This is a genomic window from Variovorax sp. RCC_210, from assembly GCF_041355175.1.
Lineage (GTDB): Bacteria > Pseudomonadota > Gammaproteobacteria > Burkholderiales > Burkholderiaceae_C > Variovorax.
This window is the reverse complement of record NZ_JBFUPJ010000003.1, coordinates 149463-175710: the sequence shown is the minus strand read 5'-3', so window position 1 is coordinate 175710 and position 26248 is coordinate 149463. Positions and strand designations below refer to the sequence as shown.

The 26248-nt window shown below is 66.9% G+C and carries 20 protein-coding genes; 15 read left to right on the top strand and 5 right to left on the bottom strand.

Annotated features, from left to right (window positions below; all coding sequences use genetic code 11):
• Nucleotides 1-34: 34 nt before the first annotated feature.
• Nucleotides 35-958, bottom strand: a complete 924-nt coding sequence (locus AB6807_RS12860; protein WP_371085181.1) for a LysR family transcriptional regulator — start codon at nt 956-958, stop codon at nt 35-37.
• A gap of 148 nt (nt 959-1106) precedes the next feature.
• Between AB6807_RS12860 and AB6807_RS12855 the strand changes: the two genes are divergently transcribed.
• The 6 genes from AB6807_RS12855 to AB6807_RS12830 all read left to right on the top strand — a co-directional run bounded on the left by AB6807_RS12855 (nt 1107) and on the right by AB6807_RS12830 (nt 9307).
• Nucleotides 1107-2570 (top strand): MFS transporter, encoded by a 1464-nt coding sequence (locus tag AB6807_RS12855; protein ID WP_371084857.1) that lies wholly within the window; start codon nt 1107-1109, stop codon nt 2568-2570.
• A gap of 118 nt (nt 2571-2688) precedes the next feature.
• Complete coding sequence (locus tag AB6807_RS12850; protein ID WP_116912113.1) at nt 2689-4182, top strand: NCS1 family nucleobase:cation symporter-1; 1494 nt, start codon at nt 2689-2691, stop codon at nt 4180-4182.
• Nucleotides 4183-4205: 23 nt separating this feature from the next.
• Nucleotides 4206-4952: an aspartate/glutamate racemase family protein gene (locus tag AB6807_RS12845; RefSeq protein ID WP_116912114.1), complete on the top strand. Its 747-nt coding sequence runs from the start codon at nt 4206-4208 to the stop codon at nt 4950-4952.
• 14 nt (nt 4953-4966) lie between these two features.
• Nucleotides 4967-5743: a GntR family transcriptional regulator gene (locus AB6807_RS12840; RefSeq protein ID WP_371084856.1), complete on the top strand. Its 777-nt coding sequence runs from the start codon at nt 4967-4969 to the stop codon at nt 5741-5743.
• A gap of 128 nt (nt 5744-5871) precedes the next feature.
• Nucleotides 5872-7656, top strand: a complete 1785-nt coding sequence (locus tag AB6807_RS12835) for an EAL domain-containing protein (protein ID WP_371084855.1) — start codon at nt 5872-5874, stop codon at nt 7654-7656.
• Nucleotides 7657-7810: 154 nt separating this feature from the next.
• Nucleotides 7811-9307, top strand: coding sequence for a nucleobase:cation symporter-2 family protein (locus tag AB6807_RS12830; RefSeq protein ID WP_116912117.1), 1497 nt, complete (start codon nt 7811-7813; stop codon nt 9305-9307).
• Between the two features lie 48 nt (nt 9308-9355).
• Here the strand turns inward: AB6807_RS12830 and AB6807_RS12825 are convergent, their stop codons facing one another.
• Both AB6807_RS12825 and AB6807_RS12820 read right to left on the bottom strand, forming a co-directional pair.
• Complete coding sequence (locus tag AB6807_RS12825; protein WP_371084854.1) at nt 9356-10213, bottom strand: aldo/keto reductase; 858 nt, start codon at nt 10211-10213, stop codon at nt 9356-9358.
• A gap of 55 nt (nt 10214-10268) precedes the next feature.
• Nucleotides 10269-11732, bottom strand: a complete 1464-nt coding sequence (locus AB6807_RS12820) for a sensor histidine kinase (RefSeq protein WP_371084853.1) — start codon at nt 11730-11732, stop codon at nt 10269-10271.
• Nucleotides 11733-12094: 362 nt separating this feature from the next.
• On the opposite strand from AB6807_RS12820, the gene AB6807_RS12815 reads away from it, so the two are divergent.
• The 9 genes from AB6807_RS12815 to AB6807_RS12775 all read left to right on the top strand — a co-directional run bounded on the left by AB6807_RS12815 (nt 12095) and on the right by AB6807_RS12775 (nt 22471).
• Complete coding sequence (locus AB6807_RS12815) at nt 12095-13177, top strand: tartrate dehydrogenase (RefSeq protein WP_116912121.1); 1083 nt, start codon at nt 12095-12097, stop codon at nt 13175-13177.
• Between the two features lie 259 nt (nt 13178-13436).
• The gene (locus AB6807_RS12810; RefSeq protein WP_116912122.1) at nt 13437-14387 is read left to right on the top strand and encodes an ABC transporter permease; all 951 of its coding nucleotides are present in this window, start codon (nt 13437-13439) and stop codon (nt 14385-14387) included.
• Entirely contained in the window at nt 14384-15259 is an 876-nt protein-coding gene (locus AB6807_RS12805) for an ABC transporter permease (RefSeq protein WP_371084852.1), read from the top strand. The genes AB6807_RS12810 and AB6807_RS12805 overlap by 4 nt, the downstream gene beginning before the upstream one ends.
• A 15-nt stretch (nt 15260-15274) precedes the next feature.
• Complete coding sequence (locus AB6807_RS12800) at nt 15275-16291, top strand: ABC transporter ATP-binding protein (protein WP_371084851.1); 1017 nt, start codon at nt 15275-15277, stop codon at nt 16289-16291.
• Nucleotides 16288-17115, top strand: a complete 828-nt coding sequence (locus tag AB6807_RS12795; protein ID WP_371084850.1) for an ATP-binding cassette domain-containing protein — start codon at nt 16288-16290, stop codon at nt 17113-17115. The genes AB6807_RS12800 and AB6807_RS12795 overlap by 4 nt, the downstream gene beginning before the upstream one ends.
• Nucleotides 17116-17166: 51 nt before the next feature.
• Nucleotides 17167-18660, top strand: coding sequence for an ABC transporter substrate-binding protein (locus AB6807_RS12790; protein ID WP_371084849.1), 1494 nt, complete (start codon nt 17167-17169; stop codon nt 18658-18660).
• A gap of 4 nt (nt 18661-18664) precedes the next feature.
• Complete coding sequence (locus AB6807_RS12785) at nt 18665-20080, top strand: amidase (protein ID WP_371084848.1); 1416 nt, start codon at nt 18665-18667, stop codon at nt 20078-20080.
• Nucleotides 20081-20123: 43 nt separating this feature from the next.
• Nucleotides 20124-21572, top strand: coding sequence for an aldehyde dehydrogenase family protein (locus AB6807_RS12780; RefSeq protein WP_371084847.1), 1449 nt, complete (start codon nt 20124-20126; stop codon nt 21570-21572).
• Between the two features lie 8 nt (nt 21573-21580).
• Entirely contained in the window at nt 21581-22471 is an 891-nt protein-coding gene (locus AB6807_RS12775; RefSeq protein ID WP_371084846.1) for an NAD(P)-dependent oxidoreductase, read from the top strand.
• Nucleotides 22472-23071: 600 nt separating this feature from the next.
• On the opposite strand, the gene AB6807_RS12770 is transcribed toward AB6807_RS12775, so the two are convergent.
• Together AB6807_RS12770 and AB6807_RS12765 are read right to left on the bottom strand one after the other, a co-directional pair.
• Entirely contained in the window at nt 23072-25114 is a 2043-nt protein-coding gene (locus tag AB6807_RS12770; RefSeq protein ID WP_371084845.1) for an ATP-binding protein, read from the bottom strand.
• 552 nt (nt 25115-25666) lie between these two features.
• A complete protein-coding gene (locus tag AB6807_RS12765; RefSeq protein WP_371084844.1) occupies nt 25667-26176 on the bottom strand; it encodes a DUF1993 family protein in 510 nt (169 codons plus the stop codon).
• Nucleotides 26177-26248 lie beyond the last annotated feature (72 nt).

Genomic DNA, 26248 nt, shown 5'->3' with positions numbered 1-26248 from the left:
AGGAAGACGGTGAACAACCTGCCCAGCAACGAAGTCACGCCCTCGCTTGCTCGTTCAGCGGCCGGCAAACCTCCAGCACCAGCCCCCGCAGCCACCGGTGCGCGGGATCCCGGTCCAGCCGCGGATGCCACATCTGCGACACGGTGATCTGCTGCGTGGCCACGGGCAGCGCAAACGCGCGCAGCGTGCCCTGCGAGCGCAGGTGTTCGAAGTAGGAGGACGGTATCAGGGCGACCAGGTCGGTCGCCGCCGCGATCGACAAGGCGGTGCCGAAGCTGGGCACCACGGCCGCGGTGTTGCGCACCAGGCCCATCGCCGCGAGCGCATCGTCCACCGGTCCCCCGTTGCGGCCACTGCGTGAGGTGACCACGTGGTCGCAGGCGGCGTAGCGCTCGGCACTGATGCCGGGCTCGTCGAGCAGGGGATGGCCCTGGCGCACGACGCCGACGAAGCGGTCGCGAAAGAGCATCTGCACGCGCACCTCCGGCCCCGACTCGCCGAGCACGCCGATGTCCAGGTCGAGCAGCCCCTCGCGCAGCGGGCGAACGTCCTTGTCGGGCTTGGGCGCGAAGCGCAGGCGAACGCCGGGCGCGTCGCTCGCGGCGCGCGCCACCAGGCGGTGCGCGAAGGCTTCGATGAAGCCGTCGTTGGCCCGTACCGTGAACAACTGCTGGAGCGCGCGCGGGTCGACGCGCGCGTCGCCGGGCTGGAGCACCGCGCGAGATGCCTGCAGCAGGTCTCCCACGCGCTCGCGCAGCGCGAGCGCGTGCGGCGTCAGCACCATGGCCCGGCCCGCGCGCACGAGCAGCTCGTCGCCGGTGGCGTCCCGCAACCGCGCGAGCGCCCGGCTCATCGCCGATTCGCTCAGGCCCAGGCGCTCGGCGGCTTTCGCGACGCTGCCCTCGGCAAGAAGTGCGTTCAACGCAAACAGCAGGTTCAGGTCGGCTTCCGTCGGCATGCCCGAACCTAGCACGGCCGCAACGGTTTCGACAGGCGCCGCATGCAGGGACACGTTGCGCGCCACGCGCTGTGCAAGCCCGGGGCCCAGTCCTAAGCTGGACTCGCGCCATAGAGCGTGCTCCTTCCAGCCTTCCAGGACTCCCAACATGCTGACATCCACGCTTCGACCTGACCCTTCTCCTCCCATCTCCCCCATCTCCCGGACCACCCCGAACGGCACGAACGCGGTGCACGACGCCGACGGCCTGCCGTTGCCGCGACGCTTCGCGGCCGTCGCCGCGATCCTGGGCGCGGGCGTGCTGGTGGTGCTCGACGGCGCCATCGCCAACATCGCGCTGCCCAGCATCGCCCGGCAGTTGCAGGCAGCGCCCGCCGATGCGGTCTGGATCGTCACCGCCTACCAGCTGGCGGTGGTCATGTTCCTGTTGCCTGCTTCCGCGGTCGGCGAGCGGTTCGGATATCGGCGCGTGTTCGCCGGCGGCGTCGCGCTGTTCACCGCGGCGTCGGTGTTGTGCGCGTTGTCGCCTTCGCTGCCGTGGCTCGTGGCCGCGCGGTGCCTGCAGGGCCTGGGCAGCGCGGCGGTGATGCCGCTCGGGCTGGCGTTGTTGCGCTTCACCTACCCGCGCCGGTTGCTCGCGCGCTCCATCGCCTGGAACGCGCTCGCCGTCGCGGCCGCTTCGGCGGCGGGGCCCACGCTGGGCGCCTTCATCCTCTCCGCGACAAGCTGGCCGTGGCTCTTCGCGGTGAACCTGCCCATCGGCCTGCTCGTGCTCGCGGCCTGCGCGGGCTTGCCCGGCCCGACGCTCGCGCCGCGCTCGGCGCGTTCAGCGCGCCCCATCGATGCATGGAGCATCGCGCTCAACGCGGGCATGTTCGCAGCCTTCGTGCTCGGAGCCGACCGGGTCGTGGCGCACCCGTTGCAGGGCGGCGCGTTGCTCGCGGGGTCGGTGGCCAGCCTGGTGTTGCTGGTCCGGCGCGAGCTGCCGAAGGCGGCGCCGTTGATCCCGCTCGACCTGCTGCGCGTGCATTCGTTCCGCATCTCGGTCATTGCCTCGGTGTGCTGCTTCACCGGCCAGATGGCAGCCCTTGTGGCGCTGCCGTTCTACATCCAGCACGAGCTCGGGCAAAGCGCCGTGACGGCCGGCCTCCTGATGACGCCCTGGCCCCTGGCGGTGATGCTGGCCGCGCCGCTGTCGGCGCGCCTGGCCCAGCGCCTGCCGAGCGCCTGGCTGTGCGCGGCCGGCAGCGCCTGCTTCGCTGCCGGCCTGGCCCTGTGCGCGCTGTGGCCGCTGCACGGCGACTCCGCCCTGCCGATCGCCTTGTTCACCAGCCTCGCCGGCCTGGGCTTCGGCTTCTTCCAGACGCCGAACAACCAGAACATGCTGCTCTCCGCGCCCAGGGAGCGCAGCGGCGCGGCCGGCGGCGCGCAAGGCACCGCGCGACTCACCGGGTTGACGCTCGGCAGCCTGTTGATGAGCCTGATGTTCGGGCTGCTGCCGTCGCACAGCGCGGTGCATTGGGGGTTGGCGACAGCGGCGGCGGCAGCGTTGGCGGGGAGCGTGGCGAGCCTGCTCAGGCGCCCGGCAATCAGGGAATCTACGGATATATGATTCCCCGAATGGTCTTGATTGCGTGCAGTTTTTGTATACAAATAACGCACTCGAAAGAAGGCGCCGAATTCGCGTCGAAACGGGTTCCGATCCCTACCTACTCGCACGAGGAAAGACCATGAGCACAGTCGTCAGCCAGGCCCCCGCGGGGGCAAGCGAAGCCGGCATTGCGCCGCACGCGGAATCGAACGCCCTCATCAAGCCCGGCTACCACCCGCGCCTGACCAACGAGGACCTCGCGCCGCTGAAGAAGCAGACCTGGGGTCAATACAACATCTTTGCGTTCTGGATGTCCGACGTGCACAGCGTGGGCGGCTACATCACCGCCGGCAGCCTGTTCGCGCTCGGGCTGTCGAGCTGGCAAGTGCTGGTGTCGCTGCTGGTGGGCATCGTGATCGTGCAGTTCTTCTGCAACCTGGTGGCCAAGCCCAGCCAGGTGACCGGCGTGCCCTACCCGGTGGTGTGCCGCGCGCCTTTCGGCGTGCTGGGCGCGAACATTCCGGCCATCATCCGCGGGCTGATCGCGGTGGCCTGGTACGGCGTGCAGACGTACCTCGCGTCTGCCGCCTTCATGGTGCTGGCGCTGCACATGTTCCCGGGCCTGGCACCGTACGCCGACGTGGCGCAGCACGGCTTCGTGGGCCTGTCGACGCTGGGCTGGGTGGCGTTCATGGTCATGTGGGTGCTGCAGGCCTTCGTGTTCTGGCACGGCATGGAAGCCATCCGCAAGTTCATCGACTGGGCCGGCCCGGCCGTGTACGTGGTCATGGCGGTGCTGTGCGGCTGGCTGGTGTGGAAGGCGGGCTGGAGCAAGATCGACCTGAACCTGGGCGGCATCAAGTTCCAGGGCTGGGACGCGCTGCCGGTCATGCTCTCGGCCATTGCGCTGGTGGTGAGCTACTTCAGCGGCCCGATGCTCAACTTCGGCGACTTCTCGCGCTACGGCAAGAGCTTCGACGCGGTGAAGAAGGGCAACTTCTGGGGCCTGCCCGTCAACTTCGTCTTCTTCTCGCTGCTGACGGTCATCACCACGGCGGCCACGCTGCCTGTTTTCGGTGAACTCATCACCGACCCGGTGCATACCGTGGGCAAGATCGACAGCACCACCGCCGTGGTGCTGGGCGCGCTGACCTTCATGATCGCCACCATCGGCATCAACATCGTGGCCAACTTCGTCTCGCCGGCCTTCGACTTCTCCAACGTGGCGCCCCAGCACATCAGCTGGCGCACGGGCGGCATGATTGCTGCTGTGGGTTCGGTGTTTCTCACGCCATGGAACCTCTACAACAGCCCCGAAGTCATCCACTACACGCTGGACGTGCTGGGTTCGTTCATCGGCCCGCTGTTCGGCATCCTGATTGCCGACTACTACATCGTGCGCAAGCAGCGCATCGACGTGGACGCGCTGTACACCATGAGCCCGAAGGGCGAGTACTGGTACAGCGGCGGCTACAACCCGAAGGCGATCATGGCGCTGGTGCCGGCCGCGCTGGTGCCCATCCTCTGCGTGATGGTGCCGACGCTGCGCGGCGCCGCCAACTACGCATGGTTCATCGGCATGGGCCTGGGCTTCGTCCTGTACGTGCTGCTGAACCGCAACAACAAGCTTTGAACTGAAACAGAAAGGGCCGCCCCGTGCGCATCAAGCTCATCAACCCCAACACCACCTGGAGCATGACCGAGAAGATCGGTGCCTGCGCCCGCGCGGTGGCGCACGCCGGCACGGAAATCGTCGCGGTCAGCCCGGCCATGGGGCCGGTGTCCATCGAGAGCCACTACGACGAGGCGCTGGCCGTGCCGGGCCTGCTGCAGGAAATTGCGGCGGGCGAGCGCGACGGTGTCGACGGCTACGTGATCGCCTGCTTCGGCGACCCGGGCCTGAAGGCGGCGCGCGAGCTCGCGCGTGGGCCCGTGGTGGGCATCGCCGAGGCGGCCATGCACCTGGCCAGCATGATCGGCAGCCGCTTCAGCGTGGTGACCACGCTGGGCCGCACCATCGGGCAGGCCTGGCACCTGGCCGAGATCTACGGCATGGAGCGCTTCTGCGCCAACGTGCGCGCCTGCGAGCTGCCGGTGCTCGAGCTGGAAGAGCCGGGCTCCAACGCCCGCGAACGCATCGTCGAGGAATGCCGGCGCGCGCTCGAAGAAGACGGCTCCGACTGCATCGTGCTCGGCTGCGCCGGCATGACCGACCTGTGCGCGCACATCGAGAGCGTGCTCGGCGTGCCGGTGATCGACGGCGTGGCGGCGGGCACCAAGCTGATCGAGTCGCTGGTCACGCTGCGGCTGCGCACCAGCAAGCGCGGCGAGCTCGCCCGGCCGCTGCCCAAGCGGATGATCGGTGCGCTGGAGGGCTTCACGCTCGCGCCGCCCCAGGGCTAGGCCACAATCCGCGCATGCCCCGCGCAAGTTCCAAATCTTCCCTCCCTTCCGGTTCCGTCGGCCCAGGCGGCCCCGCAGATGCCGCCCCGGCAGAGACCGGGGCGCCGGCCGACAGGAACACGTCCATCGAAAGCATCGCCAACGACATTGCCACGGCAATCGTCGAAAAGCGCCTGCCCCCCGGCACCTGGCTGCGCGAAGAGGCGCTGGGCCGGGTGTATTCGGTGAGCCGCACCAAGGTGCGCGCCGCGCTGCTGATGCTGTCGAAGGACAAGCTCATCGAGATGATTCCCGACAAGGGCGCCTTCGTGTGCCAGCCCTCGGTGGAAGAAGCGCGCGAGGTGTTCGCGGTGCGCCGCATTCTCGAGAGCGAGGTGGTGCGCCTGTTCATCGCCGCGGCGCGGCCGCGCGACTACCAGGCGCTGGAGCAGCACATCAAGTTCGAGCGCACCGCGCTGCGCCAGTCCACCACCATGGGCACGGTGCGCGAGAAGCTGCTGGGCGACTTCCACGTGGCGCTGGCCGAGGCCACCGGCAACCACACGCTGGCCGAGCTGGTGCGCGAGCTGGTGGCGCGCAGCTCGCTGATCGCCATGCTGTACCACTCGTCGAACGACCCGCACTGCTCGTCGGACGAGCACGCCGAGTTCCTGCGCCTGTGCCGCAAGGGCGAGGTGGAAGGCGCCGTGGCCCACATGAACGAGCACCTGCTGCGCATCGAGGCCAGCCTGGCGCTGGAAACCGGCAAGCCCGACCGGCAGCTCGACCTGGTGAAGGCGCTGCTGGCCTGAGCGGCGAGCGCCCCGCGCCCAGCCGCCCTGCCCCCCAGGCCGCCACTGTCATATAACCCCGTCATGCTGCACCCCGGATGGGCCACGAGTCTTGCGCGGAACCGCCACCGTTGAACCCACTCCCCAGCATGCCCCGGCAACCTCGGCCCAGCGACGCGAACGCATCGCACCCCGCCATACTCCCCTTCTTCCAGCCCATCGTGGACCTGCGGCAGGGCACGATCTTCGGTCACGAGGCACTCATTCGCGGCCCCGCCAGCACGGCGCTGCACCACCCCGAGGCGCTGCTGGCGCTGGCGGCCAGCGAGTCGAGGCTGACCGAGTTCGAGCTGCAGTGCGTGGAAATCGTGCTGGCCGAGTGGGGCCGCCTGAAAGCCCCCGGCCGCCTGTTCGTCAACCTGAGCCCCGACGCGCTCACCGCGGCCATGGGCGGCGTGGGCTCGGCCTGCTGGCTCGCGCGCCTGCTGGCGCAGCACGACATTCCGGCGCGCGACGTCACGGTCGAGCTCACCGAGCACCCGGCCAACGGCAACCCCGAAGCCTTGCCGCGCGCGGTGCAGGCGCTGCACGCCATGGGCGCGCGGCTGGCGCTCGACGACTTCGGCGAGGGGCATTCCAACCTGCGGCGCTGGCGCGAGCTGAAACCCGACTTCGTGAAGCTCGACAAGCAGCTCACGCGCGGCATCGCGAGCTGCCCGCAGAGCGTGGAACTGGTACGCGCGGTGGTCGCCTTCGGCCACGCCATGGGCACCGAGCTGGTGGCCGAGGGCGTGGAAGACGCCAAGGACCTGCGCGTGCTGCGCGACCTGGGCATTGCCCACGGCCAGGGCTTCCTGCTGGGGCAGCCGGCGCCCACGCTGCAGCCGGCCCTGCCCGCGAGCGTGGCCCAGCTCATCCGCGACACGCGCATCGCGGTGATGCCGCATGCCACGCAGCCTTCGCAGCCGCACGTGCTGCGCAGCCTGTCGGTCATCCAGGCACCCGCGCTGGCGCCGCACACGCCCATCGACGAGGTGTCGGCCATCTTCCAGAAGCACCCCGAGCTGCATGCGCTCGCGGTGGTTGACCAGGGCCGGCCGGTGGCGCTCATCAACCGCCAGGCGTTCATGAACGACTACGCGCGCATGTACTTCCGCGAGGTGCACGGCAGGCGGCCCTGCCTGTCGTACGGCAACCAGTCGCCGCGCGTGGTGGAGCGGGAAGACAACGTGGAAAGCCTGCTGGGCATCCTGATGTCGGAAGACCAGCGCTACCTGAGCGAAGGCTTCGTGGTCACCGAGAAGAAGCACTACGTCGGCCTGGGCACCGGCGACCAGCTGGTGCGCGCCGTGACCGAGGCGCGCATCGAGGCCGCGCGACATGCCAACCCGCTGACCTTCCTGCCGGGGAACATTCCCGTCAACATCCACATCGGGCGGCTGCTCGACGGCGGGGCCGACTTTGTCGCCTGCTACGCCGACCTGAACAACTTCAAGGTGTTCAACGACCACTACGGCTACTGGCGCGGCGACGAAATGATCCTGCTGCTGGCGCGCACGGCCACCCGGCACGCCGACGCCCACCGCGACTTCGTGGGCCACATCGGCGGGGACGACTTCCTGATGCTGTTCCAGAGCCCCGACTGGCAGCGGCGCTGCGCCGCCGTCATCGACGACTTCAACCGCCAGGCGCGCGACCTGTACGACGATGCCGCCCGCCAGGCCGGCGGCATCGAGGGCGAAGACCGCCACGGCGTGGTGCGTTTCACCCCGTTCACCACGCTGGCCATCGGCGCGGTGCGCATCCCGCCGGGCATGTTCCGCCATGCGGAAGACGTGGCCGGCCAGGCCGCCATTGCCAAGCACGAGGCCAAGCAGGCGCCTTCGGGCCTGACGGTGCGCGAGCCGCAAGCGGGGCGCCCGGGGCCGGCCTGATCCTTGCATCTCCGCGGCCGACACCGGTCGCAACGCTTCCTCGGGTTTTCCTGAAGCGATTGTGGCCATAAACTGTATACAGTTTCGCGTACACGACGTGTGGACGCGGCACCGAGCGCGCCGTCCACGCCTTCTCTCTGACTGGAGATACACGATGACGGCCGACACTTCTTCCCCTGTCCCCACGGTGCATCCGGTGGACCAGCGGCTCCCCACCGGCAAGCTCGCGGCCCTGGGCCTGCAGCACGTGCTGGTCATGTACGCGGGCGCGGTCGCGGTGCCGCTCATCGTGGGGCGCGCGCTCAAGCTCTCGCCCGACGAGGTCGCGCTGCTGATCTCGGCCGACCTGTTCTGCTGCGGCATCGCCACGCTGATCCAGGCGCTGGGCGCCACGCAGTTCTTCGGCATCAAGCTGCCCGTGATGATGGGCGTGACCTTTGCCTCCGTCGCGCCCATGGTCGCCATGGCCAACGCCAACCCCGGGCAGAACGGCGCGCAGCTGCTGTTCGGCGCCATCATCGGCGCGGGCGTGGTGTCGATGCTCATCGCGCCGCTGGTGAGCCGCATGCTGCGCTTTTTTCCGCCTGTGGTCACCGGCACCATCATCGCGGTCATCGGCATCAGCCTGATGCGCGTGGGCATCAACTGGATCTTCGGCAACCCGGTGGGCCCGACGGCGCCCGCGCTGGTCGACCCCGTGTACGCCAAGTGGCTGGCCGAAGTGACGTCGCCCGGCAGCTCCATTCCCGCGGTGCCCAAGGGCTTCGCCATCATGCCGACCGTGCCCAACCCCAAGTACGCCGACCTGTCGGGCTTCGGCGTGGCCGCGCTGGTGCTGGTGTCGATCCTGCTGATCGTCAAGTACGCCAAGGGCTTCGTCGCCAACATCTCGGTGCTGCTGGGCATCGTCATCGGCGCGGTGGTGGCTTCGGTCACGGGCCTCATGACCTACGAGAAGGTGGGCAAGGCCGCGTGGGTCGACATTGTGCTGCCCTTTCACTTCGGCATGCCGCAGTTCGACCCCATCCTCATCCTGACGATGACGCTCATCATGATCGTGGTGATGATCGAGTCGACCGGCATGTTCCTCGCGCTGGGCGAGATGACCGAGCGCAAGATCAGCCAGCAGGACCTGGCCCGCGGCCTGCGCACCGACGGCCTGGGCACGCTCATCGGCGGCATCTTCAACACCTTTCCGTACACCAGCTTCTCGCAGAACGTGGGCCTGGTGGCGGTTACCGGCATCAAGAGCCGCTACGTGTGCGTGGCCGGCGGCGTGATCCTCATCGTGCTGGGGCTGCTGCCGAAGATGGCGGCGCTGGTCGAGTCGCTGCCCACCGTGGTGCTCGGGGGCGCGGGCCTCGTCATGTTCGGCATGGTGGCCGCCACGGGCATCCGCATCTTGTCGGGCGTGGACTTCAAGACCAACCGCCACAACGCGATGATCGTCGCGGTGTCGATCGGCGTGGGCATGATCCCGCTGATTGCGCCCAACTTCAAGCAATGGATGCCGCACGCGATCCACTCGCTGATCGAGTCGGGCATTCTGCTGGCGTCGATTGCGGCGGTGCTGCTGAACCTGTTTTTGAACGGGGCGAAGCACGACGAGCAGGCGGTCATCGCGGCGGCGAAGCAGGCCGAGGCGCATTGATGGGCGGCTGGGCATCCGCCGCGGACTCGTCGTTCGCTTGAGCGCTCGCTAGATCATCGCCAGCGGCCTCTTGCGCCGTGGCGGTGGGTGCAGCCGGTCCAGCGCTTCCAGCGTTGCCGCGTCGAGCTTCAATTCGGCCGCGGCCAGGTTCTCCTTCAGGTGCACGCTGCGCACCGCCTTCGGAATCGCCGCCACCCCGGGCCGCGCGATCACCGCGGCCAGCGCCAGCTGCGCCGCCGTCACGCCCAGGCGCGCGGCCAGTTCCGCCAGCCCGTCGTCTTCGGCCAGAGCGCCCTGGTCGATCGGGCTGTAGGCCATCAACGGCATCTCGCGCTCGCGCTGCCAGGGCAGCAGATCGAACTCCGGCCCTCGCTCCCCCAAAGACAGGTAGACCTGGTTGGCCGCGCAGCCCGGGCCGTCGCCCACGGTGCGTGCCAGCTCCTGCATGTCGTCGGTGTCGAAGTTGCTCACGCCCCAGTGCGCGATGCGTCCTTCAGCCACCAGCGACTGCATGGCCGCGACGGTGTCGCGCAGCGGGTGGTTGCCGCGCCAGTGCAGCAGGTAGAGGTCGATGGCGTCCAGCCCCAGGCGCTGCAGGCTGCGCTCGCAGGCCGCGCGCGTGCCGCTGCGGCTGGCGTTGTGCGGGTAGACCTTGCTGACGACGAAGAGCGCTTCGCGCCGCACGTCGCCCGCGCGCAGGGCCTCGCCGATGGCCTGGCCCAGCACGCTTTCCGCGCCGCCTTCGCCGTACATCTCGGCGGTGTCGATGAGCCGGTAGCCCAGCACGATGGCCTCGCGCACGGCCTTGACCTCGGCCGCGCGGCGGCCCGCGTCTTCGCCCATGCGCCAGGTGCCGAGGCCCAGGACCGGCATCTCGCCGCCGGTGGGGAGTGAGAGTGTTCGCATCGGGCCATGGTACGCACGCGCACAGGGAGCGCAAGGCGGCACGAGCAAGGCCGCATCAGCCGACAGACAACGGCAGCCGCACGGTCACGCACAAACCTCTTCCCTTACCGTTCCCCTCGTCATTCCCCTCACCGCTCCCCTCCCCATCCTCCAACGCCACCTCGCCCCCGTGCTCCCGCAGCACCGCCCGCACGATCGCCAGCCCCAGCCCGCTGCCCGACTGCGTCTGGTCCGGGTTGCGAAAGAAGCGGTCGAACACGCGCTCGCGCAAGGCCGCCGGAATGCCGGGGCCCTGGTCCGTCACGCGCAGCACCGCCTGGCCCGCCTCACTAAAGACATGCACCGTCACCCGGCCCCCGTCGGGGCTGTACTTGACGGCGTTTTCCACCACGTTGCTCACCATCGAGATCAGGCTCTCGCGCTCGCCGAACACAGGCACATCGGCGTCGCCCGCCGGCCGCACGAAATCGATCGCGATGCCGCGCGCATGCGCCAGGCTGTCGATCAGCGCGATGCGTTCGCGCACCAGCACGTCGAACGCCAGCACCACGGGCGTGGCGTCCTGCGGCATCTCGTCGCTGCGCATCAGCTGCTGCAGCTGCCCCACCAGGCGCGACGCCCGGTCGTTGCTGCGCAGCAGGTTGGCCATCAGCTCGCGCTGGCCGCGGTCGGCGGTCTGCGCCTTCAGCGCCTCGACGTTCACGCGCATGGCGTCCAGCGGGGTGCGCAGTTCGTTGGCGGCGTCGGCAATCAGCCCGCGCTCGCGTGCGTTGCGCTCGCGCAGGCTGCGCAGCAGGCCGTTGATGCCGCGCACCAGCGGCTGCAGCTCCTTGTGCGGCGGCTCGAACGACAGCGGCGACAGGTCGGCCGGGCCGCGCGCGGCGGTCTCCTGCGTCACCTGCCGCCATGGGCGCAGCGCCAGCAGCACCGACAGCCACGCCGGAAACACCAGGAACGGCAGGCTGATGCCCAGCGGCAGCAGGTAGTAGCTGCGCGTCTCGATGGTGAAGTTCAGCCGAAGAAAATCGGGCTCCGCGAGCAGCACGCGCGTGTCCAGCAGCGGCGAGCTCATGGTGCGCGCGCGCCATAGCCGGTGGCCGATGCGGATGTTCTCGATGCGCCCCGGCGCCGAGGTCTGCATCGCCGGCATGGCCTCGGTGGAGTTGTAGATCAGCCGCCCCCGCTGCCACACCTGCATCACGGGCGCCTTGTCGGTCTCGGAGCTGAAGTCGCCCGAGGTCTCGAGCAGCGCCAGGTCGAAGGCCTTGAGCGTCGCCTGCTGGCGCGCGGGGTCGTGCGCCAGGTGCTGCGCGGCCTCGATGACGCACGCAAAGACCTTGTCGTAGCGCACCAGCTCCGTCAGCTTGTTGGAGTCGTACAGGAACAGCGCCACCGTCGCGCCCCACAGCAGCGCGACCACGCCAATCTGCGCGAGCAGCAGCCGCCGCAGCAGCGAAGGCTGCAGCCAGCCTTTGGCGCGCCGGGCGATGGCCTGGGTGGCGACGGTCAGGGGGGTCATGGATCTCCGGGCGGCGAACGGTGCGCCGGACTTTGCAAGCGCGGCGGAGTATCCGCCGGGCCGCGGCGGGGGAGTTCAGCAAGCCTTCATGAACCCCGCGCTGAACCCCCCGCTCAGGCCGCCGAGCCCACGGTACGCCGGGGTTCCCAGCCTTCTAATTTGTAGAAGTCAAAGTCAGTTTCGTGACAGACAAATTCAATGCCATCAAGCGAAAGCGGCCTTGCGAGCCTTCTGATTTTGTCAATGCACCTTGGGTGCCAACCCCATCGGCCTGCTGTCGACCGCATCCTAGAATTTTTGCCTGGTCCTGTCTCACGAGCGCAGGCGCCCCCACCGCAACGAATTTGGAACAGGTTGAGTCAATGCAGAAAAAGCACAGGATTGCCGTCATTCCCGGAGACGGCATCGGCGTCGAGGTCATGCCCGAAGGTTTGCGCGTGCTCGACGCGGTCGGCCGGCGCTTCGGCATCGACTTTTCGTACGACCACTTCGACTGGGGCAGCGACCACTACGTGCGCACCGGCCTGATGATGCCGGCGGACTGGGCCGACAAGATCCAGGGCCACGACGCCATCTACTTCGGCGCCGTGGGCGACCCGGCCAAGGTGCCCGACCACATCGCGGTGTGGGGCCTGCTCATCAAGATCCGCCGCGACTTCGACCAGTACGTCAACCTGCGCCCCGTGCGCCTGATGCCCGGCGTGCCCGGCCCGCTGGCGCACCGCAAGCCCGGCGACATCGACTTCCTGGTGGTGCGCGAAAACACCGAAGGCGAATACACCTCGGTGGGCGGACGCCTGTTCGAAGGCACGCCGCGCGAAATGGCCATTCAGGAGGCCGTGTTCACCCGCGTGGGCGTGGACCGCATCATCGAATACGCGTTCGAGCTCGCCAGCCGCCGCCCGCGCAAGAACCTGGTGGCCGCCACCAAGTCGAACGGCATCTCGATCACCATGCCCTACTGGGACGAGCGCCTCGCGGAAATCGCCAAGCGCCACCCGGACATCGCCACGAGCAAGTACCACATCGACATCCTGTGCGCGCACTTCGTACAGCACCCCGACTGGTTCGACGTGGTGGTGGCCTCCAACCTGTTCGGCGACATCCTGTCGGACCTGGGCCCGGCCTGCACCGGCACCATCGGCATTGCGCCGTCGGCCAACCTGAACCCCGAGCGCAAGTTCCCCTCGCTGTTCGAGCCGGTGCACGGCTCGGCGCCCGACATCGCGGGCAAGGGCATCGCCAACCCCATCGGCCAGATCTGGTCGGCCGCGCTGATGCTCGACCACCTGGGCAACAACGACCCGGTGTACGCGCAGGCCTCGGCCGCCGTCATCTCGGCCATCGAAACCGTGCTGAGCGAAGGTCCGCGCACGCGGGACATGGGCGGTACGGCCAACACCGTGGACGTGGGGCGTGCCATTGCCGAATGCATTTCGGCATGAGGCCTTTTTTGGCTTGTGCTGTTTGTCGTGAGCCGCGTCGTTCGGGGCGCGGCCGTTGGTCGTGGCGGTCGTCGATCGCGGGTCACTCGCAGCGTGCCCAGGTGAACAGGGCGTCGGGTGCTTCCCGCAGCGAAATCAAGGAGGCGAAACCGGGGGACATTCGCGGAGGGGAGTACCCGGCGGCCTGTTCACACGCCCTGAACCTCAACATCAAAAACGCCTGCCCCTCGAACCCCAACGCACAGCGGAGTCACTGACCATGGGCCTGTTCCTGCTGAAGCGCACGCTGACATTGCTCGGCACGCTGGTCGGCGCATCGATCATCGTCTTCCTCGTCCTCGAGATCCTGCCCGGCAATGCCGCGCAGATGCTCATGGGACCCGACGCCTCCCCCGAAGCCGTGGCCGCACTGGCCACCAAGCTGGGCCTCGACCTGCCGGCATGGACGCGCTACTGGCACTGGATCGGCGGCCTGCTCACCGGCAACCTCGGCGACAGCTATGCCTACAGCTCGCCCGTGCTCGACCTGATCCTGGAACGCCTGGCGCTGACGGTGCCGCTCGCCATGCTCGCCATGGCCTTCACGGTCGTCATCGCGCTGCTCGTCGGCGTGACAGCCGCTGCGCGCCACAACAAGCTGGGCGACGTCGGCCTCATGGGCGCGGCGCAGATCGGCATCGCCATTCCCAATTTCTGGTTCGCGATCCTGCTGATCCTCGTGTTCTCGGTGAAGCTGCAGTGGTTCTCCGCTGGCGGCTTCGAGGGCTGGGGCGAAGGCTTCTTCGCGGGCGTCAAGTCGCTGCTGCTGCCGGCCTTGTCGCTGGCCGTGGTGCAAGCGGCCATCCTTGCCCGCATCACGCGCTCGGCCGTGCTCGAGGTGATGCGCGAAGACTTCGTGCGCACCGCGCGCGCCAAAGGCGTGTCGCAACGCATGGTGCTGTGGACCCACGTGCTGCGCAACGCGATGATTCCGGTCATCACCGTCATGGGCATGCAATTCTCCGAACTGCTCGCCGGCACCATCGTGGTGGAGAACGTGTTCTACCTGCCAGGGCTGGGCCGCCTCATCTTCCAGGCCATCAGCAACCGCGACCTGATCGTGGTGCGCAACTGCGTGATGCTGCTGGCGGCCATGGTGGTCATCGTGAACTTCGTGGTCGACGTGCTGTATGCCGTGATCGACCCGCGCATCAAGGCCAGCGACATATGAACGCCATCACCGCACCGAGCGCCGCCGCGCTCAAGGTCCCGGGCTTCTGGCGCCGGGCGCTGCACCACCGCAGCTTCGTCATCGGCGCCGTGCTCGCCGCCCTGCTGCTGCTCGCGGCGCTCGTCTCCTTCGTGTGGACGCCGTGGTCGCCCTACGCGATGGACATGGACAACAAGATGCAGGCGCCGTCGGCCTCGCACTGGCTGGGCACCGATGCCTTCGGGCGCGACGTCGCTTCGCTGCTGCTGGTAGGTGCGCGCGCGTCCATTTTGGTCGGCGTGATCGCGGTGGGCATCGGCCTGGTCGTCGGAACCGCGCTGGGCCTCCTCGCGGCCGCCAAGCGCGGCTGGGTCGAGGAAGCGGTGATGCGCCTGTCGGACTTCACGCTCGCCTTCCCGGCCATTCTCTCGGCCATCATGATGACGGCCGTGTTCGGCGCGGGCATCGTCAACGCGATCATCGCGATCGGCATCTACAACATTCCCACCTTCGCGCGCATCACGCGCGCCTCGGCCAACGCCATCTGGTCGCGCGAGTACGTGGCCGCCGCGCGCGCCTGCGGCAAGGGCGGCTTCGCCATCACCATGCAGCACGTGCTGCCGAACATCTCGGCCGTGCTGATCGTGCAGATCACCATCCGCTTCGCCATCGCGATCCTGGCCGAGGCCGCGCTGTCTTACCTGGGCCTGGGCACGCAGCCGCCGCAGCCTTCATGGGGCCGCATGCTCAGCGAGGCGCAGACGCTCATGTTCCAGCAGCCGCTGCTGGCCGTGTTCCCCGGCATGGCGATCGCGCTGGCCGTGCTCGGCCTGAACATGCTCGGCGACGGCCTGCGCGACCTGCTCGACCCCCGCCTTGCCCGCGCGCGCTAAGACCCCGAAAACAAGATGCCCCTCCTCGAAGTCAACAACCTCCAGATCGGCCTGCAGACGCAGCGCGGTCCGGCGCAGGCCGTGCGCGGCATCTCGTTCTCGCTGGAGCGCGGCGAAACGCTGGGCATCGTCGGCGAATCGGGCTGCGGCAAGTCGATCACCGTGATGTCGCTCATGGGCCTCTTGCCCTCCAGCGCGAAGGTCACCGGCAGCATCAAGCTCGACGGGCAGGAGCTGGTCGGCCTGCCCGAAAAGCAGATGTGCCAGGTGCGCGGCAACCGCATCGGCATGATCTTCCAGGAGCCGATGACGGCGCTGAACCCGGTGCACACCATCGCGCGCCAGGTCGGCGAGCCGCTGCAACTGCACCGCGGGCTCAGCAAGGCGCAGGCGCGCAAGGAGGCGCTGGGCCTGCTCGACCGCGTGGGCATTCCCGACGCGGCCTCGCGGCTCGACGCCTACCCGCACCAGTTCTCCGGCGGGCAACGCCAGCGCATCGGCATCGCCATGGCGCTGGCCTGCGGCCCCGACCTGCTGATTGCCGACGAGCCGACCACGGCCCTCGACGTGACCATCCAGAAGCAGGTGCTCGACCTGATCCAGGGGCTGGTCAAGGAGATGGGCATGGCGCTGATCCTGATTTCGCACGACCTGGGCGTGATCGCCAACAGCGTGCAGCGCATGCTCGTGATGTACGGCGGCAGCGCCGTGGAGAGCGGGCCGACCGGCACGGTCTTCGCGGGCCGCGCCCATCCCTACACGCGCGGCCTGTTCGCGGCGCGCCCCGCGCTGGGCGCCGTGCGCGCCGGGCGGCTGCCCACCATTCGCGGCAGCGTGCCCGAGCTGGTCGACATGCCGCGCGGCTGCGCCTTCGCCGGGCGCTGCGCCCACACCATCGAGCTGTGCCACAGCACGCGGCCGCAAGCCACGCTGCTGCCGAACGACCACACGGTGCGCTGCCTGCGGCTGGGCGAAATCGCCGCGCTGGAGGCCCATGCCGCCAAGGCCACCACCTCGGTTCTCTCCGCATGAGCCAGCCTTCCATCAACTCTCTCGCTCCCGGCCAGCCCCTGCTGTCCGTGAACAACCTCTACCGCCACTACGCGCTGCCGCGCGAAAAGCTCTTCGGCCCGCCGCCCACTGTCAAGGCGCTGAACGGCGTCAGCTTCGACGTGCAGGCCGGCCAGAGCGTGGGCATCGTCGGCGAATCGGGCTCGGGCAAGTCGACCATCGCGCGCCTCGTGATGGCGCTCGACACGCCCACCTCGGGCAGCGTGTCGCTCGAAGGCCGCGACCTGCACACGCTGTCGAAGAGCGAGCTGCGCACCGCGCGGCGCGATTTCCAGATGGTTTTCCAGGACCCGTACGGCTCGCTCGACCCGCGCCAGACCGTCGCGCGCATCGTGGCCGAGCCGCTGGAGGCGCTGGCCGAGACCAGCCGCGCCGAACAACGCGAGCGTGCTTCGGAAGCGCTGGCCGCAGTCGGCCTGCGCACCACCGACATGGACAAGTACCCGCACGAGTTCTCGGGTGGCCAACGCCAGCGCATCGCGATTGCGCGCGCGCTCATCACGCGGCCCAAGCTCATCGTCGCCGACGAGCCGGTCAGCGCGCTCGACGTGTCGGTGCAGGCGCAGGTGCTCAACCTGATGCAGGACCTGCAGCAGCAGTTCGGCATCAGCTACCTGCTCATCAGCCACGACCTCGCGGTGGTCAACCACCTGTGCGACGAGGTGTGCGTGGTGTTCAAGGGCCGCATCGTGGAGCGCGGCCGGCCTGCCGACCTGTTCGCGCATGCGCAGCACGAGTACACGCGCACGCTGCTGTCGGCCGTGCTGCACACGCCGTCGCGCTAGGCGGGCGTTTTCTTCGTTCTTCTTTTTCACCTCACTTCCAGGACCTATCGAATGTTGAAGCGACGCACACTCATGACCTCGGCCATGGCCGCGGCAATTCCGGGTGTCTTCCTGCCCGAGGCGCGCGCGCAAGCGGGCAAGAACACGCTGACCATCGGCATGCCGCTGGAGCCGCCGGGCCTGGATCCGACCACGGGCGCGGCGTCGGCCATTGCCGAGATCACGCAATACAACATCTTCGAGACGCTCACCAAGGTCAACGCCGACGGCTCGGTCACGCCGATGCTGGCCGAGAGCTGGTCGTCGTCGCCCGACATGAAGACCTTCGTCTTCAAGCTGCGCAGGAACGTGCGCTTTGAAAACGGCCAGCCCTTCAACGCGTCGGTGGTGAAATTCTCTTTCGACCGCGCGGGCGGCGCCAAGAGCACCAACAAGGACAAGCGCTTCTTCAGCGAAGTCGGCACCGTGGTGCTCGACGAGTTCACGGTGGGCGTGAACAGCACGCTGCCCAACCCCGACCTGCCCTTCATGCTGGGCCAGTCGACCGCCTGCCTGGTCGAGCCCAAGAGCGCCGACACCAACGCCACCGCGCCAGTGGGCACCGGCCCGTACAAGCTTTCGGCCTGGCAGCGCGGCGCCTCGTGCACCCTGGTGAAGTCGCCGACCTTTCGCGACCCGGGCCTGGCGAAGACCGAGCGCTTCGTGTTCCGCTTCATGTCGGACACCGCGGCGCAGACCGCCGCGCTGATGGCCGGCGACATCGACATCTTTCCGCGCGCGGGCACGCGCTCGGTGGCGCAGTTCAAGGGCAACGCGCGCTTCCAGGTCATCGAGGTGGGCACGCGCGGCAAGGTGATCCTGACGATCAACAACCGCAAGAAGCCGCTGGACGACGTGCGCGTGCGCCGCGCCATCCTGGCGGCCATCGACCGCAACGCGATCATCCAGGGCGCGGCAGACGGATTCGGCAAGCCCATTGGCAGCCACTACGCCATGGGCGCGCCGGGCTTCGTCGACACCACGGCCATGAACCCCTTCGACATCGAGAAGGCCAAGAAGCTGCTGGCCGAGGCCGGCGTGAAGACGCCGCTGGAGCTGCGCCTGCAGCTGCCCCCGCCCTCGTACGCACGCCAGGGGGGCGAGATGATCGCGGCGCAGCTCGCGCAGATCGGCATCGTCGTGAAGATCCAGAACGTGGAATGGGCCCAGTGGCTCAACAGCACCTTCGGCGGCGCGCACGACTTCGACCTGACCATGGTCGCGCATGTGGAGCCCTTCGACCTGGTGAAGTACACCGAGGCCGACTACTACTGGGGCTACGACTCGAAGAAGTTCCGCGACCTGTTCGTCTCCATCCAGAACGAAGAGAACAAGAAGCGCCGTGCCGACCTGCTGGCCGACGCGCAGCGCCTGCTGGCCACCGACGCGGTCAACGGCTTCCTGTATCAGGCCGTGTTCCCGACCATCGCCCGCAAGGAAGTGAAGGGCCTGTGGCCAAGCATGCCGATCGTGGTGAACGACCTGGCCGCCATCTCCTGGAGCTGAAGCAATGACACAAGCCACGTCTTCGAAGCCGTTGTATTCCCTGAGCGTGCAGGAACTGCACGCCGCCTACGCCGCCAGGGAACTGTCGCCCGTGGAAGTGACGCGCTCGGTCAACGAGCGCATTGCCGCCTACGAGCCCGAGCTGCGCGCCACCTGGCTGTTTCGCCCCGAGCTCGCGCTGGAGCAGGCGCGCGCCTCCGAAGCGCGCTGGCTGGCCGGCACGCCGCGCGGCACGCTCGACGGCGTGCCCGTCACCATCAAGGACAACCTCGCGACCGAGGGCGACCCGATGCCGCTGGGCACCGCCGCCTACGACCTGGTGCCGATGGCGCAAGACTCGCCCCCCGCCGCGCGCCTGAAGGAAGACGGCACGGTGCTGGTCGCCAAGACCACCATGCCCGACCTGGGCATGCTGTCGTCGGGCCTGTCGAGCTTTCATGAACTCTCGCGCAACCCGTGGGACCTGTCGCGCACGCCCGGCGGCTCCAGCGCCGGCGCCGGCGCCGCGGCCGCCGCGGGCTATGGCCCGCTGCACGTGGGCACCGACATCGGCGGCTCGCTGCGGCTGCCGGCGAGCTGGTGCGGCATCTACACGCTCAAGCCCAGCTTCGGGCGCATTCCGCTGAGCACGCCCTACATGGGCCGCTGCGCCGGCCCGATGACGCGCACCGTGGCCGACTCGGCGCTGATGATGGCCTCGGTCGCGCAGCCCGACGACCGCGACTATTCGGAGCTGCCCGCGCCCGCCATCGACTGGAGCGCCTTCGAGGTCGACCCGTCGTTCATCAAGGGCAAGCGCGTGGCGCTGCACATGGACGCGGGCTGCGGCCTGCCGCTGGACCCGCAGATTGCCGCTGCCATTCGCCTGGCCGCGAAGCGCATCGAGGCGGCGGGCGCGCACATCGAAGAAATTCCGGCGTTCATGACGCCCAAGATGCTGCAGGGCATGGACCACTTCTGGCGCATGCGCTCGTGCCTCGACATGCAGGCCATGACGCCGGAGCAGCGCGCAAAGATCCTGCCGTACATCCGCGAGTGGGCCGAGAGCGCGGCCGGCTTCTCGGGCGCGCACATCTTCGACGCCTACAGCCAGTTCATCGCCACGCGCGCCACTACCGTGGCCGCCACCAAGGCCTACGACTTCGTGCTGTCGCCGGTGTCGCCGAACCTGCCCGCGCCCGCGGACCACGCCTCGCCCACCAACGACCCGATGCGCCCGCTGGAGCACATCGGCTTCACGGTGCCGTACAACATGTCGGAGCAGCCGGCCGCGTCCATCAACTGCGGCTACTCGGCCGAGGGCCTGCCCATTGGCCTGCAGATTGCCGGGCGCCGCTTCGACGACCTGGGCGTGCTGCAGTTCAGCCGCGCGTTCGAGCAGATCCGCGACGCGCAAAGACCCTGGCCGGAACCGAAATGACAGGACGGCGTCCAATGACGCCGACCCCAAGGAGACACCTCACATGACCGCAACCCACTACATCGACGGCCGCCGCGTGGCGTCCGAAGGCAACGCCACCATCGACGTGATCGACCCGAGCGACGGCCAGAAGTTCGGCGAGATCGCGCGCGGCACGGCCGCCGACATCGACACCGCCGTGCGCGCCGCGCGCCAGGCCATCGGCGACAACTTCGACGGCCCCTGGGGCGCCACCACCGCGCTGGAGCGCGGCCGGCTGCTGGCCAAGCTGGGCGCCGCCGTGATGGCGCACCACGAAGAACTGGCGCAGCTCGAAGCACGCGACACCGGCAAGGCGCTGCGCGTGGCGCGCAACGACGCGACCGCGCTGGCCCGCTACATGGAGTACTACGCCGGCGCCTGCGACAAGCTGCACGGCGACACGCTGCCCTACGAGCGCGGCTACACCGTGCTGACCGTGCGCAACCCGCACGGCGTGACGGGCCACATCGTGCCCTGGAACTACCCGATGCAGATCGCGGGCCGCAGCGTTGGCGCCGCCCTGGCCGCGGGCAACGCCTGCGTGGTGAAGCCGGCCGAAGACGCCAGCCTGTCGCTGCTGCGGCTGGCCGAGATTGCGACCGAGGTGGGCTTTCCGGCCGGTGCGCTGAACGTGGTGACGGGCTACGGCAAGGAAGCCGGCGCGGCGCTGTGCGCGCACAAGGGCATCGACCACATCTCGTTCACGGGCTCGACCATGACGGGCCGCAGCGTGGGCCTGGCCGCGGCCGAGCGCCACTGCCCGGTGACGCTGGAGCTGGGCGGCAAGTCGCCGCAGATCGTGTTCGCCGACGCCGACCTGGACGCGGCCGAGCCGGTGCTGGTGAACGCCATCATCCAGAACGCCGGGCAGACCTGCTCGGCGGGCAGCCGCGTGCTGGTGGAGCAGTCAATTTACGAAGAAGTGGTGCAGCGCCTGGCCAAGCGTTTTGCGAACGTGAAGGCGGGCACGCCGGCGGAAGACCTGGACATGGGCCCGCTCATCAACGAAAAGCAGTTCCGCCAGGTGCGCGACATGGTCGCCACCGCAGAGGCCAGCGGCCTGAAGGTGGCGGCGCGCGGCACGGTGTCGCCCAACGCGTCGGCCACCGGCTTCTACCAGGAGGCCGTGCTGTTCCGCGACGTGCCGCACGACAGCGAGCTGGCGCAGCGCGAGGTCTTCGGCCCGGTGCTGGCGGTGATGCCGTTCAAGGACGAGGCCGAGGCGGTGCGCCTGGCCAACGGCACGGACTTCGGCCTGGTGGCCGGTGTGTGGACGCGCGATGGCGGCCGCCAACTGCGCATGGCGCACAAGCTGCATTGCGGCCAGGTCTTCGTGAACAATTACGGTGCGGCGGGCGGCGTGGAGCTGCCCTTCGGCGGCGTCAAATCGAGCGGCTTCGGACGCGAGAAGGGCTTTGAGGCCCTGCTCGGTTTCACGACCCTCAAGACCATTGCAATCAAGCACGGATGACAGACACCATGACCACCACTGAACAACAAACCCCGCGCAAGGTCGGCCTTGTCGGCGTCGGCCTGATGGGCCACGGCATTGCCAGCAACATCGTCAAGCACGGCCACCACCTCACGGTGCTGGAGCACGCGGGCAACCAGCCCATCGACGGGCTGCTGAAGGCCGGTGCCACGTCGGTGGCCGACGTGGCCGCGCTGGCGGCGCAGGTCGACGTGCTGATCCTGTGCGTGACGGGCACGCCGCAAGTGGAAGCGGTGATGCTGGGCGACAAGGGTGCGCTGAGCACGCTGCGCGCGGGCACGGTGGTGATCGATTGCTCGACGGCGGTGCCCGCCTCCACCGCCAAGGTGGCCGAAGCGGTGAGCGCCAAGGGCGGAAAATTTCTCGATGCGCCGATGACGCGCACCGCGAAGGAAGCCGCCGAGGGCCGGTTGAACCTGCTGGTGGGCGGCGATGCGGACGTGCTCGACTCGTGCCTGCCGCTGCTGCGCTGCTTTGCCGAGAACATCACGCACGTGGGCGGCACGGGCGCAGGCCACGCGATGAAGCTGCTGCACAACTTCGTGTCGCTGGGCACGGTCGCGCTGCTGTGCGAAGCGGCTGCGTGTGCCGAGCGCGCGGGGGTGAAGCCCGACGTGTTCGTCGAGGTGCTGGCCAAGGGCGGCGGCAACGGCGTGGCGCTGGAACGCGTGAAGCCCAAGCTGCTGACGGGTGGCACCGATTCGCTGAAGTTCTCGATGGCGAATGCGAAGAAGGACCTGGGGTACTACAACGACATGGCGGAGCAGTCTGCTTCGAGTCATGGCATTGCGCAGGCTGTGGATGCACTGCTGACGCAAGGGGTCGAGAAGTTTGGTGGGGACCGGATGGTTCTCGACTTGGTCGAAGCGCTGCGCTGATTTTTTCCCCCCTGTGCATCGCCGCTCTGTTCAGGGCGCGTGCACAGGCCGCCGGGTACTTCCCTCCGCGAATGTCCCCCGGCCTGCGGCCTCCTCCTCTATTTCGCTGCGGGAAGTACCCGACGCCCTGCGCACTGGGAGTGCGGCTGGGGTGTTTGAGGGTTCAAAGGCTGTGACGGATTGCGGATTGGTATGCATAAGCACGCGACGGAACTCGCGAGGGACGGCCGCGGGATAAGCAGGGTCCCAAGAAGGCGGAATTAACCGCAGCCGATTGAAACGACTGCGCTCGATGTCTGCTTCAGACTGAGCGCGGTCGCTAACGTCCAAGGTTCGAGCGACCGGTAGCCCTGAGACCGGTCGTCTTCACCGCTAGCATTGCGAACGTCGATCGCATGAGATCCCAGTAAAAGTCCTTGCGAGAATTGGACTTGTCTTGGCCTTGACGGAGCGGAATCAACTGCTGGTAGCTGGGCGAGCCGGGATCTACCTGCTGCACCATGCGGCAGAACGTTGACCCACCTACTTAGACCGCCTTGTTCTCACTGTTCAGGGCCGCGAAGAGATAGTTGTAGGCGGCGATCTAATTGACCGGCAACATTACGCAACGCCCTCAAGCAAGGCTTGAGCAACAGGAATCGGCTCAATGAACTTCGCCAACTCTTCTTGCTGGGTGAGCAGGAACGGGGCGTCCTTGACCTTGTCGTAGAGCTTCAGAAGCCGCTGTTCCGCCCTGTTCAAGATCGTGCCGTAGAGCAGCGGCTGAATCTTGACCTTGTCGTTGTCCTCGGTCCGAGTGCCACCTTCGCCGCTTTCAATCTGGTCGCCAAGGACGAAGCCGTCAATGCGGGTGTCAGGCTGAATGTGGCCCCGCTTCTTCAACTCCTTAACGTACTTCCAAATCTGTTCCTTCTCCTTGGATCCGAGGGAGAGCTTGGTGGTCTTCAGATCAACGATCACGAGGTGCTGCACGCCAGCTTCCTGGTGATCCTCGTTGTACGAAGGCAAGGAGTAGAAGCCGGTGCTGCCGTCGCCGCGAATGACGAAGTCAGGGCGATTGAGCGAAGCCTTCTCGGATTTACCGTCAAAGAGCTCGCGGATGACCGTCGTCATGCCCTTGTTGGACGTGAAGTGGATGGACTCAAACTTGTCACCGAACATCCAGAGGCCCTTGGCAAAAAGCGGCTGGAGTTCCTTCACCTCGTCAATGCCTGCGATCTGAATCTTGATTCGCAGCTCGTTGATGACCTTCAAGCGGCCCTGAATCTCGTCCAGCACGACCTTCGCCATGCCAATGGTCCACTGGCTCAGCACTTCATGCAGGGCGTCCAAGTCATGCGATTCTTGGTTGTGCAGGATTTCGAGCAAGCCGTACTGGGACTTGCTCTTCTCAAGCTTTGCCAAGATGGAGGTCAGTTGCACGATCTCCTGCTCACCAAAGTTCGGGCAGGTATCCACGACCTCATTAGCGAAGCTCCTGACACGATCCTTGCTCAGAAGCGGCAACGAGTTGACCGACTGCCCCACCTTCTGAAGGACCGCACTTCGCTTGTCCTCACGCTCTGCGGCACTGGTGTTGTCAATGATCTCCCGAATCTTGTCCTGAACGATTGGCTTGGTGGTGTCCCATGCGACGTTCTTCTCGATGAAGCCCGACCAGTCTTCCTTAACGGCGTTTTCCTTGTTCAGAAAGTCGGCCTGCACGATGAAAGTGAAGCGCTTGGCCTTCTCGGTTCTGCCATCAAGAATTCGCTCAACGTCGGCGCCTCGCCACTTGCACTCACCTACCGCACGGTTCGTGACCCACCAAGCTATGCCGTGCTGCTTGGTCGTCTTGTCGGCCTTGCCGGTGTCAATGTGATAGATCTTGGCAGTGCCGTAGCCGGGCACCTCAACGTCCACGATTGAGAGGGATGACTTGCTGATATCGGCAAACGAAATGGGAGTGCCGTTTAGGCTGACCTTGAAGGACGGGTTGGCAAGGAACCGACCACCAAGGAGCTCTCTAGCCTGTTCAACCGTCAGATTGGTCTGACGGATTTCGCCTTCGCCTGTGATCGTCGTGCCATGGCCTTCAACACCCTTCTCAACGAACTCCACCAGTTCGGTGATGAGTGGCTTGTTAGCTGTGCGGCTGACCTTGTAGACGATCTTCTGGCCGTCTTTGACCGAGGTGACGATGTAGTTCTTGGTGAGACAGAAGCTGGCAAAACGTCCCTTGCCGTTCTTGCCGAAGACGAAGCGCGGAAGACCTTCTACGTCTGGTGGAGGTGCCGCTGTGGGGCCGGTCTTGGCGATACGGTCATAGGACATGGCACGCCAGATGTAATCGAACTCGGCCTTGGTCATGCCCTTGCCGTTGTCCGAAATGGAGAACTGTTTGCTCTTCTTCGGATCGGGCCAGCTTATTTCGACCTTCGTCGCATAGGCGTCCCAGCAGTTGGCAACGAGCTCAACGATGGCCGTGCTGGGGTTGGTGATGATGGAGCCAGCCCAGCTTTCAAGAAAGCGGTCTTCATAAAAAATGTTTTCCTGCTGCACGGACCGCCCCTCCAGTTTTGTTGCAATGAATCCATCTGACGCCCACGCCTCCGCAAAGCCGATGGTGGTTAGGGCCAAAGGCTGGGTGCAATCGCGAACCATTGGTTCGCTTTTTCGTAGTGAGCATATTCACCGCCGCCCACGTGCAATTCGCACTTCGGAAACCCAGCATCCAATTTTCTTGTCGAAAAGTTGCTGCTGCTCTCGGCAAGCGGGCTGTAGCTCGTGCTCGCTCTATGCTTCTACAAAAGAAAGTAGCTGATCTACTTATTGCGAAAAGGATTCTCGCTGAAGTTGAGCGTGTTATTGCCCCCAACATGTTTAGGAGCGTATGCACGCCCTGAGCAGCAAAGTCCCGGCCATTCGGTTGAGTAGGCTGGTCAGTAGCAGAAATCTGTCGTTGGCGTTGCGGGATCGAAAGACGGCTCATGCCGCATAACCGCCATCATCAGACCAACGTAGAGCGCCCGCAACGGGTCGACTGTGTAATTCACAGACTAACGCAGCAGACATTGGTTGGCTTTGAACAGGCGCCAAGCAAATTAGGATAGACAAAGCCTCCATCCACAGCTAGCTGAAATCGCGCAGCGACGGAGGCTCTAGTTGCTATCGAGCGGCAGTGGCCAAAGTGGCCGAACTCCTGTCTCCCTTGGTCTAGTAGGCACCCATGTAGTCGCGCTTACCGATCTCAACACCGTTGTGACGCAAGATGGCATAGGTGGTAGTCACGTGGAAGAAAAACTGCGGCAGTCCGTAGTGCAGAAGATAGGCTTCTGCGGTCAGCTTCTTTTCCTTGGGGGTGCCAGGGCGCAATACGATCTCGCGGCTTTCGCTTGAATCAAATTGCTCGGACTTGAAGGAGCCGATATGGGCCAATGCTTTGGCGATCAACGCTTGCAGGTCGGCGAAGCTGACCTCGGTGTCGGGCCAGGACGGCACCTCGGCACCAGCCAGGCGGGAGGCAATGCCCTTGGAGAAGTCTGCGGCGATCTGTACCTGGCGTAGCAGCGGAAACATGTCAGGGAACAGCCGCGCCTGCAGCAGCGCATTGGGATCGATGTTTTTCTGCGTCGCGTGGTCTTCGGCTTTCTTGAGCACGTCGGACACGGCGCGCAGCATCTGCTGCATGACGGGAACGGAGGCGTTGTACAGCGGGCTGGTCATAGTGAGTTCACTTCTAAATTGGGCACGATGGCCGGAGTTGGCGTGGCAGAGGAGCTGCCGACCATGTAAGGC